At 42.3% G+C, this 13,323-nt stretch carries 13 protein-coding genes and 1 pseudogene; 8 read left to right on the forward strand and 6 right to left on the reverse strand.

The annotated features are described in order from the left end of the window. Positions 1–159: 159 nt before the first annotated feature. The 4 genes from rfbA to R2Q26_RS08330 all read left to right on the forward strand — a co-directional run bounded on the left by rfbA (position 160) and on the right by R2Q26_RS08330 (position 4,155). A complete protein-coding gene (gene rfbA, locus R2Q26_RS08315; RefSeq protein ID WP_411182333.1) occupies positions 160–1,113 on the forward strand; it encodes a glucose-1-phosphate thymidylyltransferase RfbA in 954 nt (317 codons plus the stop codon). A gap of 2 nt (positions 1,114–1,115) precedes the next feature. Then, positions 1,116–1,661, forward strand: a complete 546-nt coding sequence (gene rfbC / locus R2Q26_RS08320) for a dTDP-4-dehydrorhamnose 3,5-epimerase (RefSeq protein WP_317535841.1) — start codon at positions 1,116–1,118, stop codon at positions 1,659–1,661. Between the two features lie 291 nt (positions 1,662–1,952). Beyond that, complete coding sequence (gene radA, locus R2Q26_RS08325) at positions 1,953–3,326, forward strand: DNA repair protein RadA (protein WP_090568343.1); 1,374 nt, start codon at positions 1,953–1,955, stop codon at positions 3,324–3,326. A gap of 40 nt (positions 3,327–3,366) precedes the next feature. Further along, complete coding sequence (locus R2Q26_RS08330) at positions 3,367–4,155, forward strand: alkaline phytoceramidase (protein ID WP_317535842.1); 789 nt, start codon at positions 3,367–3,369, stop codon at positions 4,153–4,155. Positions 4,156–4,282: 127 nt separating this feature from the next. On the opposite strand, the gene R2Q26_RS08335 is transcribed toward R2Q26_RS08330, so the two are convergent. Further along, positions 4,283–5,650, reverse strand: coding sequence for a DEAD/DEAH box helicase (locus R2Q26_RS08335; RefSeq protein WP_317535843.1), 1,368 nt, complete (start codon positions 5,648–5,650; stop codon positions 4,283–4,285). A gap of 331 nt (positions 5,651–5,981) precedes the next feature. Next, positions 5,982–7,196 carry a tyrosine--tRNA ligase gene (gene tyrS, locus R2Q26_RS08340; RefSeq protein WP_317535844.1) on the reverse strand — a complete coding sequence of 405 codons (1,215 nt, stop codon included), beginning with the start codon at positions 7,194–7,196 and terminating at the stop codon, positions 5,982–5,984. 180 nt (positions 7,197–7,376) lie between these two features. Between tyrS and R2Q26_RS08345 the strand changes: the two genes are divergently transcribed. Together R2Q26_RS08345 and R2Q26_RS08350 are read left to right on the forward strand one after the other, a co-directional pair. Continuing rightward, a complete protein-coding gene (locus tag R2Q26_RS08345) occupies positions 7,377–8,678 on the forward strand; it encodes an OapA family protein (RefSeq protein ID WP_317535845.1) in 1,302 nt (433 codons plus the stop codon). A 44-nt stretch (positions 8,679–8,722) separates the two neighbouring features. Beyond that, positions 8,723–9,823 (forward strand): anhydro-N-acetylmuramic acid kinase, encoded by a 1,101-nt coding sequence (locus R2Q26_RS08350; protein WP_317535846.1) that lies wholly within the window; start codon positions 8,723–8,725, stop codon positions 9,821–9,823. An 18-nt stretch (positions 9,824–9,841) separates the two neighbouring features. Here R2Q26_RS08350 and erpA read toward each other — a convergent pair whose 3' ends face one another. The 4 genes from erpA to rplM form a co-directional block, all read right to left on the reverse strand. Next, a complete protein-coding gene (gene erpA, locus R2Q26_RS08355) occupies positions 9,842–10,207 on the reverse strand; it encodes an iron-sulfur cluster insertion protein ErpA (RefSeq protein WP_317535847.1) in 366 nt (121 codons plus the stop codon). A 159-nt stretch (positions 10,208–10,366) separates the two neighbouring features. Continuing rightward, positions 10,367–11,395 carry an N-acetyl-gamma-glutamyl-phosphate reductase gene (gene argC, locus R2Q26_RS08360; protein WP_317535848.1) on the reverse strand — a complete coding sequence of 343 codons (1,029 nt, stop codon included), beginning with the start codon at positions 11,393–11,395 and terminating at the stop codon, positions 10,367–10,369. 88 nt (positions 11,396–11,483) lie between these two features. Continuing rightward, positions 11,484–11,876 carry a 30S ribosomal protein S9 gene (gene rpsI / locus R2Q26_RS08365; protein ID WP_090568365.1) on the reverse strand — a complete coding sequence of 131 codons (393 nt, stop codon included), beginning with the start codon at positions 11,874–11,876 and terminating at the stop codon, positions 11,484–11,486. A gap of 3 nt (positions 11,877–11,879) precedes the next feature. After that, positions 11,880–12,314, reverse strand: a complete 435-nt coding sequence (gene rplM, locus R2Q26_RS08370) for a 50S ribosomal protein L13 (RefSeq protein WP_090568368.1) — start codon at positions 12,312–12,314, stop codon at positions 11,880–11,882. 281 nt (positions 12,315–12,595) lie between these two features. Here rplM and rpsT point away from each other — a divergent pair, with 281 nt between their 5' ends. Both rpsT and R2Q26_RS08380 read left to right on the forward strand, forming a co-directional pair. Continuing rightward, positions 12,596–12,859, forward strand: coding sequence for a 30S ribosomal protein S20 (gene rpsT, locus R2Q26_RS08375; RefSeq protein ID WP_317535849.1), 264 nt, complete (start codon positions 12,596–12,598; stop codon positions 12,857–12,859). A gap of 75 nt (positions 12,860–12,934) precedes the next feature. Beyond that, positions 12,935–13,323 (forward strand): annotated as a pseudogene (locus R2Q26_RS08380) (hydroxylamine reductase); the annotation flags it as partial.

The raw sequence follows: 13,323 nt of genomic DNA on the forward strand, positions 1-13,323 counted from the left end.
TACAATTGATGCATTTTGCAGCAGGGGAGGTAAAGAAAAAATTAGACACGTCGTTAAGTACAAGAAACATTATGGCCAATTTATATAATCTATTTTAGTCAGGCTTTTGTTCGAATAATTGATAGAAGCATTCAAATTTAACGCAATAAAATGATAAAAATGACTCCAATGCATCCAGTTAATCAGACACAGACTGCCGTTTGCCGAAGAAAGGGTATTATTCTAGCGGGTGGTTCTGGCACACGGCTATATCCTGTTACTCAGGTTATTTCCAAGCAGCTGCTACCGATTTTTGATAAACCAATGATCTATTATCCGCTAAGTACACTGATGCTGGCGGGTATTCGAGATATTCTCATTATTTCTACACCACAGGATACGCCGCTTTTTAGATATCTGCTGGGAAGTGGTGAGCACTGGGGGCTGAATTTATCTTATGCTGTTCAGCCTTCACCAGATGGATTGGCTCAAGCTTTTATCATTGGCGAATCATTTATCGGCAATGATAATTCTGCACTTATTCTGGGGGATAATATTTTTTATGGGCATGATTTCCATTATTTGCTCGAGAATGCCATGATGCGTCAAGAAGGTGCGAGTGTTTTTGCCTATCATGTCAATGATCCTGAACGTTATGGTGTGGTTGAGTTTGATCAAAAAGGGCTTGCGGTCGATCTAGAAGAAAAACCCAAGCAGCCAAAATCAAATTATGCTGTAACTGGTTTGTATTTCTATGATCAACAGGTAGTTGATTTTGCGAAAGGTCTTAAACCTTCAGCACGTAATGAACTGGAAATTACTGATCTCAATCGGATTTATTTAGTTCAAAATGGGCTCAACGTTGAAATTATGGGTCGTGGCTATGCCTGGCTCGATACGGGTACCTATGATTCTTTGCTGGATGCCAGTAAATTTGTGGCAACGATAGAACACAGACAAGGACTTAAAATAGCCTGTCCAGAAGAAATTGCTTATCGAAAAGGATGGATTGATGCTGCCCAATTGGAAAAGCTGGCTCATCCATTAACTAAAAATGGTTATGGTCAGTACTTGATGCAGATTCTCAAGCATGGTCATATAGACAGTGCGAGTAATGAGGAGAGGTTTGGTTGAATATGAAAGCTACGCAATTAATGATACCTGAGGTATACCTCATTGAACCACGCGTATTCGGTGATGAGCGTGGTTTCTTCTTTGAAAGTTATAATCAGCGCCAATTCGACGCTTTAATCGGTAGAAATGTTACGTTTGCCCAAAGCAATCATTCCCGTTCTGTGAAATATGTTTTGCGCGGATTGCATTATCAAATCAAGCAGCCTCAGGGTAAGTTGGTGCGTGTGATTGCAGGTGAAGTGTTTGATGTGGCAGTAGATCTTCGTAAAACTTCTCCTACATTTGGGCAGTGGGTGGGAGAAATTCTTAGTGCGGAAAATAAGAAACAACTCTGGATCCCTGAAGGTTTTGCCCACGGTTTTGTCGTACTTTCAGCATTTGCAGAATTTCTCTATCAAACAACTGATTACTGGGCACCTGAATATGAGCGTAGTGTTCTGTGGAATGATCCGGTATTAAATATCCACTGGCCCATCGAGAGTGAACCTGTGCTATCCACCAAAGATTCGCAAGGAAAATCTTTTTACGAGGCAGAAGTTTACGACTAATGGACTGGTCTGCCCTTTTGGTCAGGCTAATAGCAGCAATTATTTTATCTAAAAACCGCAATTGACCGTTTGATTGGAGAGTTAAACCCATTACATATAGAGGCATTTTCGAAATTTTCTTATTTACCAGAATGGTGAGACTGCTACGGGGTGCATCATATGTCGCTCCAGGCGCGAATGCGGCGTTGCTCTTCGTTGCAAAGAGCTGCCCTGCGGCCTCATCGCGCCTTACCTCGTATCTGGATCACCACACGCTCCTCCCCGTCCAACTGCGGTTTCTAGGTTTAGTCAATGACTAGATCTAAATCGCTTTATTTCTGCAATGCCTGTGGTGGCCAAACTTTGAAATGGCAGGGCCAGTGCCCGCATTGCCGGGAATGGAACACGCTAGTAGAAACAGTTGCTGAGAAAACGAGATTCACGAGTTTCGATAAAAATGGCTTTCGCTATATTTCTGCAACTGAGGTTAGCCAAGTATGCAATTTAAATGAGGTTGAAACAGAGGAATCTCCGCGTTACTCAACAGGGATAATCGAATTTGATCGCGTATTGGGGGGCGGCTTGGTGCGGGGAGGGGTTGTCCTGCTTGGTGGCGATCCCGGTATTGGTAAATCTACGCTGTTATTGCAGGCATTCTCGGCCATGTCGGCCCGGCACGAGGTATTGTATGTCAGTGGGGAGGAGTCGGCGCAACAAGTTGCACTACGTGCCAAACGTTTGGCGCTTGAGGTGTCAGCAGTCAAACTGTTGACAGAAATTCGGTTGGAAAACATTCAGGCAGTACTTGCTGAATCTCAACCCAAAGTGGCCGTGATTGATTCGATTCAGACAATTTATTCGGATGCGCTGCAATCGGCACCAGGGTCAGTTGCTCAGGTGCGCGAATGTGCTGCTCAGTTGACACGATTAGCTAAGACTCAAGGAATCTGCATGCTTCTAATTGGTCATGTTACCAAGGAGGGTGCACTGGCTGGACCGCGTGTGCTGGAACATATGGTGGATACCGTGCTGTACTTTGAAGGTGATACCCATTCCAGCTTTCGTTTGATTCGGGCATTCAAGAACCGCTTTGGCGCCGTCAACGAATTGGGTGTTTTTGCAATGACCGAGAAAGGTCTGCGTGAAGTGAGCAATCCCTCAGCCTTGTTTCTTTCCCATCATGATAGCCGAGTGCCCGGCGCTTGTGTGATGGTGACACAAGAAGGCTCGCGTCCATTATTGGTAGAGATCCAAGCATTGGTAGATGCTGCGCATGCGCCTAATCCCAGGCGATTAAGTGTGGGATTAGAACAAAATCGACTGGCAATGTTACTGGCGGTATTGCACCGACATGCAGGCATACCTTGCTTTGATCAGGATGTCTTTATCAATGCGGTAGGTGGTGCCAAAATCACAGAGCCTGGCGCAGATTTGGCTGTGGTCCTTGCGATTGTTTCTTCCCTGAAAAACAAACCATTGCCAGAAAAAATAGTGGTGTTCGGTGAAATCGGCTTGGCAGGAGAAGTGCGTCCCGTTCAGCGTGGTCAGGAGCGATTAAAAGAGGCGGCCAAATTGGGTTTTGTTAAAGCGATTATTCCCAGAGCTAATCAGCCCAAACAATCTATCCCTGGCCTTGAAATTATCGCGGTGCAGCGGATCGAAGAAGCAGTGATTCAATTGCGTTGAAGAAGTATTAATCCGATTTTTATAACCAAAACTGAAGATCATGAAGGCCAGATCTTGTATTCTGATAATACTTTTCATTATGGGACTGCTAGCTGCTGCGATCTTGCCGCCCATTCCTCAACCTCTTTCTTATCATGAATTTATTGACCAGCGCTCATTTCTGGGTATCCCTAATTTTTTCAACGTTATTTCTAATCTGATTTTTTGGGTTGTTGGGGTAGCTGGTTTAGTATTCCTGAGACATGTGCTGGTGTTGCCCTCACAAAAAACGTTTACTGCATTGTCAGAATGTTGGCCATACGTGATCGTATTTTTAAGTACTATCCTGGCAAGTGTGGGATCAGCTTATTATCATTGGCAACCAGATAACAATACTTTATTTTGGGATAGGTTACCCATAGCAACTGGAATCATGGGCCTATTAGCTGCAACCATGACGGAGCGGATTGGTGTCAAACAAGGCTTGCAATGGTTACCAGTATTACTAATAATTGGAGCTGCTAGTGTAATTTACTGGTACTGGAGTGAGTTACAAGGTGTCGGGAGCCTGAATTTTTATATCGTCGTGCAAGTCTACTCGATACTATTGATCGTTTTACTGGCGATTCTGTTTCCATCTCGCTATACGCGAGGACGAGATATTTACGTGGTTATTTCCCTTTATGGTCTGGCTAAGCTGGCAGAAATACTGGATGAGGAGATCTATCATTTCGGTCAGATTATTAGTGGTCACACGGTTAAACATCTTCTCGCAGGTCTTGCCGTTTACTGGATTCTACGCATGCTAAAAAAGCGAAGATTAGCAGAGAGATTTGATCAAGCAGATTAAATAAGGAAAGGTAATTAGAAATGAAAATATCCAAATCTATTGCAAGGCTGATGGCAAATGAATAAACGGTATACTACGGCAGTGATCTGCCGTAGTTGTTTGTTCAGTCTTCGCTTTTCACAGATAATTAATTGCTTGATTCAGCATAAATTCCTGAGTTAAATTGACCTGGGCGTCTAAAGGAGCGTTTCTTGCCATCGTTAGCAGTGGAACGCTCGAATTTATGAGGGTGGTTCCTGTTTGAATCTGCGTGATTAAATGAATTTCTTTCATTTGATGCCCAAGAACGATTACGCTTATGAACAACATGAGGAACTTTTTGGGTTTTTCCCTCATTTTGCCCAATTCGTGGCTTGAATTTTGGTTCCATCCCTGGAATGACAGAAGGGGTAATGCGCTGACCCATGAAACGTTCAATTCTCTTCAGGCTGATGCTATCTTTCCCGGAGGCAAAGGAAACAGCAACGCCTGAAGCGCCAGCGCGGCCTGTTCGTCCGATACGATGCACATAGTCTTCAGCAAATTTCGGCAAATCAAAATTAATAACGTGAGTGATATCGGCGATATCAATTCCTCTTGCCGCCACATCAGTTGCAACCAGTATACGAAGTCTGCCATTACGCAGTTTAGTCAACGTGCGCGTGCGTTCACGCTGACTCATGTCGCCGTGGAGTGCTTCAGCCCCATGTCCTTGTGCTGCGAGATCATCAGCTAATTCATCTGCGTCACGTTTGGTTGCAGTAAAAACAATGGCTTGCTTGAGTGATTGATCACGCAATAGATGATCGAGCAGTCTATTCTTGTGAGAGAGATCATCCACGTAATGAAGTCGCTGCTCAATGTTTTCCAGCTTGGTGCGCTGTGAAGCAACTTGGATACGTTTAGGGGACTTCAATAAACGTGCTGCAATTTTGTCTATCGTCGAGTCAAGTGTGGCGGAGAACAATAATGTTTGACGACTTGATGGTGTAGCTGAGGCAATACTTTCGACATCTTGGACAAATCCCATGTCTAGCATACGATCTGCTTCGTCTAATACCAACATTTCCAGGCGGGAGAAATCAATACGTCCCCGCTGAATATGGTCGATTAGACGTCCGGGTGTTGCAACCAAGATATCGACATTTTGAGATAATAATTTGTTTTGCAATACGTAAGACATTCCACCCAAAATACTAACGACTTTAATGCGAGGCAGGTATTTGCCATACTTGCTTGCTGCATCAGAGACTTGCAAGGCTAATTCACGAGTGGGTGTCAATACGAGGATGCGCGGTCCACGACCATGTACTTTTGTAGGTGTAGCGATGCGATGAAGTGCGGGTAACATGAATGCAGCCGTTTTGCCGGTGCCTGTTTGGGCCGAAGCCATGACATCATGACCTTGAATTAATTGTGGAATAGCTTGTTGTTGGATAGGTGTTGGTGTGGTGTAACCTAAATCATTAATTGCTTTGATAATAGCGGGATGTAAATTCAAATCTTCAAAAGACACGTTGTTTTCCTGATGTGTATAAATAAAAAATACGCGAGCAGGGATTGAGACCAGAAACTCGTAGGTAACAAATACCGCTGGCGCAAAAATAAAGCATCGCAGCTAACCAGTGGTATTACGCAATTTCCAGACTACGTAGTGGGAAAATCGGAAGAAGGTCAGAAACGATGGAATCTAAAAAGATAGCTACTATTTGTAGTAGACCATTCAGTATACCGGAATTACCAAATATGTCGAGTCTTTTTTTCAATTGCCGAGACAAAAAAGCTGGCTATCTTAAAGAAAGAACGCTATTTACTTTCGGAACTGGTGCGAAAGCAGACAGCAAGCATTAATACTTGGCTGAAGTTATCGTTACTTTAGCGAATTTACGCTTGCCTACTTGGATAATGATGGTTTCACCCGCTGCTATTTGGATTGCCTTATCGATAATTTTATTACCATTTAGCTTTACACCTCCCTGCTCAATCATCCGCAACGCTTCGCTGCTACTAGATGTCAATCCTGCTTGCTTCAGTAACTGGGCAATAGAAATATTGTTATCGTCAATCTGGAGTAATTTTTCAGGAATGTCATCTGGTATCGCCCCTTTTTTAAAGCGAGTCTCGAAATCGATCAGTGCTTTCTCAGCATCCGCCTTAGTATGGAAGCGGGTAACGATCTCCTGAGCAAACAGTACTTTAATTTCTCGTGGATTTCGACCTTGCTCTACCTCCTGCTTCCACTCATGGATAGTATCTAATGATTCAAATGACAATAACTCAATATAGCGCCACATCAAAGTATCGGAAACTGACATGAGTTTTCCGAAGACATCGGGAGGGCTTTCAGTAATACCAACATAGTTATTCAAAGATTTGGACATTTTGTTGATGCCATCTAATCCTTCCAGCAATGGCATGGTGAGAATGCATTGAGGGGGCTGGCCAAAATGTTTTTGTAATTCGCGTCCCATCAATAAATTGAATTTTTGGTCAGTACCGCCTAATTCGATATCGGCCTTGAGAGCAACTGAGTCATAGCCTTGAATGAGCGGGTAGAGAAACTCATGGAGAGCAATAGGTTGGTTATTACGATAACGTTTGTTGAAGTCGTCTCTTTCCAGCATCCGGGCAACAGTGTGAGTTGCAGAAAGTTTGATTAGATCAGCGGCGTTAAGTTTATCCATCCAGGTGGAGTTAAATACTACTTCGGTTTGGTCCGATCTAAGAATTTTAAAAACCTGACTTGTATAAGATTTTGCATTCTGCGTGACTTCCTCACGTGTTAGCGGAGGGCGTGTTGAATTTTTACCAGTAGGATCGCCGATCATTCCCGTAAAATCACCAATCAGAAATAGGATATGGTGACCCATATCCTGCAATTGGCGTAGCTTATTGAGCAATACCGTATGACCCAGGTGCAAATCAGGCGCAGTAGGGTCAAATCCAGCTTTAACTCTCAAAGGAGTGCCGGCCTTGAGTTTTTGGATTAATTCTTCTTCTACCAACAGTTCATGACAACCGCGTTTGATTTTTTTTAATTGATCGGTAATTGAATTAGGCACAATAAATACAATGGGTTATTTTTGGGATCTTAAAAATCTGCTTATTTTAAGTTTGTTTGCTATGGAATACCAGGCTAGTGATTGCACATTTTTGTGCTAGACTTTACGGCCGGCTCATAACAGGGCTCCAATAGATAGGAGATGTAACATAAGATGCTATATACGTCACCACGCGATAAAATGAGAATTCTAGCGCAAAAGCCATCGGTGTTTACACATAAAAGATTACGGTGGTTAACAATCTTATCCAGTCTGCCCCTATTTGGTATGGTAACTGCATTTGGTATCGCGCCAAATACTTCTTTGCAAGATATCCCAGAACGTAAAATTGTTCGTACTCTTCCACTTCCTGAAATGGCAATTTCTACTGATACTAATAGTGCTTTCTGGCGTCAGGAAAACATTCGTCGTGGGGACACGATTGCTGCGATTCTTTCGCGCTTGGAAATTAATCAGCAGGATAAAGACAATTTCTTACGCGCTGCCAAAGACAGTAAGGCAATGCGGCAACTCAAACCAGGAGAAATTATTCATGCTGAAACAACAGCAGATGGGGAATTGTTAGCGCTACGATATTTTTATGGCAATGGTGAGCAGTTCCTCATAGAGAAGGTTGATGATGCTTATGAAATGAGCGAGCAATCTGCTGAAGTAAACGCGCGTGTCAGTGTTGGGTCTGGAGTTATAGAAAGTTCTTTGTTTGCAGCCACGGATGCTGCTGGATTGCCCACTAGTATTGCGATCCAGATTGCTAATATTTTCGCATCAGATATTGATTTTTACCGCGACTTGCAAAAAGGTGATCGTTTCACGGTTGTTTATGAGACTTTTCATGATAATGGCGAGAATACTCAATATGGGCGTGTTTTAGCGGTTGAATTTATCAACAAGGGTAAATCTTATCGGGCAGTCTATTTCCAAGCCTCCGATGAAGAAGGTGATTACTATACACCTTCCGGTGAGAATTTACGCAAACCGTTTTTGCGAGCGCCACTAGAATTTTCTCGAATCAGTTCAGGATTCACAAATGCTCGTTTCCATCCGATATTGAAGCAATGGCGAGCTCATAGGGGAATTGATTATGCAGCACCAACTGGTACCCCTGTTATGGCAACGGCAGATGGAATATTAGAGTACAGTGGGTGGAAGAACGGATATGGTAACCTGATCGTATTAAAGCACCGGGAAGAATACAGTACTGCTTATGGGCATTTATCCGCTTTCAAAAAAGGAATACAAAAAACAAGATATATTAAGCAAGGTGAAGTGATCGGATATGTTGGTTCAACCGGAATGGCAACAGGTCCACATCTACATTATGAGCTTCGTATAAATGGTGTTCAGCGCGATCCGTCAAAGATGGTAATGCCTGCTGCACTTCCTATCAGTAAAAGAAATAGAGCTGCATTTCATAGAGATACTAAAGAACTTGTTGCTCGCTTAGATCTGCTTCGTAATGCCAATTTTGCTTCCGCCAACTGATTCCTAGGTTTTGTAAATATACTACAGTTTAGCGAGTTAATCCTTTGAGAGAATCTCTTTATATAGGGATCATGTCTGGAACAAGCCTCGATGGAGTGGATGCAGCTTTAGTCGACTTTAATTCTTCGACTCCTTCCTTGGTCCAGACTTATTTCTTGGCATACGACAAATACTTACGGGAGCAGTTGTTGGCGTTAAATCAGGCTGGCTATGATGAGCTTCATCGTGCTGCTTTACTGAGTAATAAACTATCTAGATCATATGCTGATGCGGTAGAAGGTCTTCTTGGCAAAAGTGGGATTAGCTCGCAAAGTATTACTGCTATTGGCTGTCATGGGCAGACAGTGAGACATTGTCCTCAATCTGAAAGTGCTTATAGTATCCAATTAGGTAATGCTGCACTTTTGGCGGAACTTACTGGTATTACTGTAGTTGCAGATTTCCGAAATCGTGATATCGCAGCAGGAGGGCAGGGTGCTCCTTTGGTGCCGGCATTTCATCAGGTTATGTTTGGCCGTCCAGAAAAACATCGTATCATAGTTAATATTGGTGGCATTGCAAACATTACTAGTCTTTCACCTAAGGGGGAGGTTATTGGTTTTGATTGCGGCCCAGGAAATATATTAATGGATGCTTGGTGTTTACAGCACAAAGGAAGCATCTATGATCACAATGGCTCCTGGGCTGAAACTGGATGTATTATTCCAGGATTACTGGAAGCATTGCTAGCATTTTCCTTTTTCTCGCTACCACCACCGAAAAGTACGGGTAGAGAGATGTTTAATAGTGAGTGGTTAAAAAGTTATTTGCATGGAAAAGAATCACCCAAAGATGTGCAAGCAACATTGCTGAGACTTTCTGTTGAAGCAATTGCGCAATCCATAAAGTTTCATTTCCCGGAGGTCGAAGAAATTTATTTGTGTGGAGGGGGTGCACGCAATGGAAAGTTGGTAGCTGAGCTGGAAGCAGCTTTACCTGGGAAAAGCGTGAATCTGACCGATATGTTGGGTATCGATGCAGATTGGATGGAAGCGTTTGCGTTTGCCTGGTTAGCCAAACAAACGATTAGTAAAGTGCCTGGTAATCTTCCCTCTGTTACGGGTGCTCAAGGTCACCGGATTCTTGGGGCAATTTATACTGCCTGAGCCTCGGTGGCTAAACAATTAAATAGAGAAGGAAGAGCCACAGCCGCATGTACTTGCTGCAGAGGGGTTCCGAATAATGAACTGCGCTCCTTGAGGATTCTCCTGGTAATCAATTTCGGCACCAATTAAATATTGGAAGCTCATTGAATCAACTAAGAGTTTTACTCCTTCTTTTTCCATAACAAAATCATCTTCATTAATGATTTCATCGAAAGTAAAACCATATTGAAAGCCTGAACATCCTCCCCCACTTACGAAGACTCTTAATTTTAAATTATGGTTTCCTTCTTCTTCTATAAGATGCTTAACTTTGTCTGCTGCATTCTCAGTAAAAATTAAAGGTGACTGCTTTTCAGTATTTACGTTAGTAATCGTTGCGCTCATATCTCTCCACCTATCTATTATTAAATAAAAATCTTGAATAAGTTATGTTGTTATTTTGATATTTTAAAAATCAACTTATGCCTGAAATTTATTTTATTTAGAAGTATTTCTCTTGGAACAGTTTCTTATTCAATAGATAAATTAAGTTCAAAATATTGTTTAAGGCAATAATGGAACATGTTCAATTCCTAATGTTTCCGAAAATCCAAATATAATATTCATGTTTTGTACTGCCTGCCCCGCTGCGCCCTTCACGAGATTATCTGTTACCGAAAGTATTACCGCAATGTCGCCATCCTGGGGGCGATGTACTGCAATTCGACAATAATTAGATCCCCGGACGGAGCGTGTTTCTGGATGATTGCCCGTTGGCAGTACATCAACAAATGGCTCTTTGGCATAACGATCCACATATAAAGTTTGCAAATCAACCTTATTAGTAAGTTTTGCATAGAGCGTTGCATGTATTCCGCGAATCATGGGTGTAAGGTGAGGCACAAAGGTAAGACCAATCTGTTTCTTAGCTATATTGGATAAGCCCTGTTTTATTTCAGGTAGATGGCGATGCCCTGGCACTGCATAAGACTTGAAGTTATCAGCAGCTTCTGAAAATAAGGTATGGACTTCTGCTTTACGTCCTGCGCCTGATACTCCTGATTTAGCATCAGCAATCAGATGATTCATATCTACTACCCCAGCTTCAATTAAAGGCAAGAAGCCTAATTGTACTGCGGTAGGATAACAACCAGGGTTAGCTATTAGTCGCGCATTTTTTATTTGTTCACGATTTATTTCAGGTAAACCATATACTGCTTCTGCAACTAATTCCGGACAAGCATGAGGCACTCCATACCACTTTTCCCATTCCGCGACATCTTTGATACGAAAATCTGCAGATAAATCAATAACAAGAACACCAGCGTCGTACAAGGCTTTTGCCTGTTGCATAGCAACTCCATTGGGCGTTGCAAAAAAAATGATATCACATTTGTTTAGCTCCGCTTTGCTGGGATCAGTAAACTTAAGTGTTACTTGTTTACGTAAACTGGGAAATAATTCATCAACAGACATGCCAGCTTCCTGGCGCGATGTGATTACTTTTAATTGAACTTTTGGGTGTTGTGCGAGAATGCGTAACAACTCTACCCCTGTGTAGCCTGTTCCGCCTACTATACCGACTTTTATCATAGAGTTCCTGTGCCCTAGAGCATATCTTAATTCTGGTAAAACAAAAAAGCCGCCAATATAGGCGGCTTTTATTGAAAAGTTTAATAAATCAGCGTTTAGAAAATTGTTTACGCCGCCGCGCTTTACGTAAACCAACTTTCTTCCGCTCAACCTCACGCGCGTCGCGTGTCACAAAACCTGCCTTACTTAAAACTGGTTTAAGGGAAGCGTCATAATCAATTAGAGCCCTGGTTATTCCGTGGCGTACTGCCCCTGCTTGTCCAGATTCTCCGCCACCGCAGATATTGACCATTATATCCAGATTCGTCACGTTACCAGTTAATTCAAGCGGTTGACGAACAATCATGCGACCGGTTTCACGTGAGAAATACTCATCGAGTGGTTTATTATTTATGGTAAATAGACCATTTCCCGGTTTAATAAAGACTCTAGCTACAGCGCTCTTCCTGCGACCAGTCCCGTAATTATAATTTATTGCCATAAATTAAGCCCTGATGTCTAATAGCTTTGGTTGCTGTGCAGTATGAGGATGTGTGTCTCCTGCATACACCTTAAGTTTTTTGAACATGGCATAACCTAAAGGACCTTTAGGTAACATGCCTTTAACTGCTTTTTCTAAAGGCCTTCCAGGAAAACGTGCATGCATTTTCTTGAAACTAGTTTCGTATATTCCTCCAGGATAGCCACTGTGACGGTAATATTTCTTATCTTCTGCCTTATTACCCGTTACACGTATCTTGTCAACATTAACGACAACGATATAATCTCCTGTATCAATATGAGGAGTATAGATAGGTTTATGTTTTCCACGCAAACGATGTGCTATCGCTGCAGCTAATCTTCCTAAAACTTTATCGGTCGCATCTATAACAAACCAATCATGTGTGATTTCATGTGGTTTAGCTGAAAAGGTTTTCACTGAACTTATCTCGCTTTTATTTTATTGAGTGTATTCTTCTTATACACAAATCAACAAAGAATATTATGCTAATCAAAAGAAATTGTCAATTTTCAAGTCTCTTCCAGTATAAAATCAGTCTGCAGAGAGCTGACAGATAATTAGATTTCTAATGGAAAATCTAGCTTTTTCTCGGATTACTTACTATTTGATTGAAGAATATTGATAGTGACGTAATATTGCATTATTTCTAGAATAAACGTAACATCCTAAATTTTTTTTAGCAAGAATTAAGGAATTATATGGCCAATACTGCGCAAGCCAAGAAGCGGGCAAGACAAACTATCGTGAGGCGAGAGCAAAATTTTAGCTTGCGATCCAGAATGAGAACTGCGATCAAAAGCGTAAGAAAAGCGATTGAATCTGGAGATAAAAATTTAGCTGAGACTGTGTTTAGGAAATCAACCAGTATTTTGGATTCTATCGCAGACAAAAGGATTATTCATAAAAATAAGGCCGCGCGGCATAAAAGCCGTTTAGCAAGTTCGATTAAAGCTATGGTGTGATAATCTGGGTAGAAATTTTCGTGTATTAATTTTTTAAAAAAGAAACTTAAAAAAGCAAAAAGGGAGGAGAGAGGAATGAATGCCAGGAAATGGCTGAAGGGGCTAGCAATAGCCTGTGGGGTAATGTTTGCTGGGGTATTGCATGCGAACCTATCGACAGTACCGGATGAGACGTACAAGGCATTGAATCTGGATCGTAGCAAAGCGACGCCGAAAGAGACCTATGAAGCGCTGGTCAAGCGCTACAAAGATCCTGCGCAAGGAGCAGGGCGTGGCACGATGGCTGAATACTGGGAACCGATCCCCTATAGCATGTATTTAGACCCGAACACATTTTACAAACCACCTTCCTCGATGAAGGAAGTAGCCAGCCGTAAAGAATGCGTGGAATGTCACTCAGACGAATCACCGGTGTGGGTGCATGCATGGAAGCGCAGCACCCATGCCAACTTAGACAAAGTACG

The organism is Nitrosomonas sp. Is37 (assembly GCF_033063275.1).
In the GTDB taxonomy this organism is placed as follows: domain Bacteria; phylum Pseudomonadota; class Gammaproteobacteria; order Burkholderiales; family Nitrosomonadaceae; genus Nitrosomonas.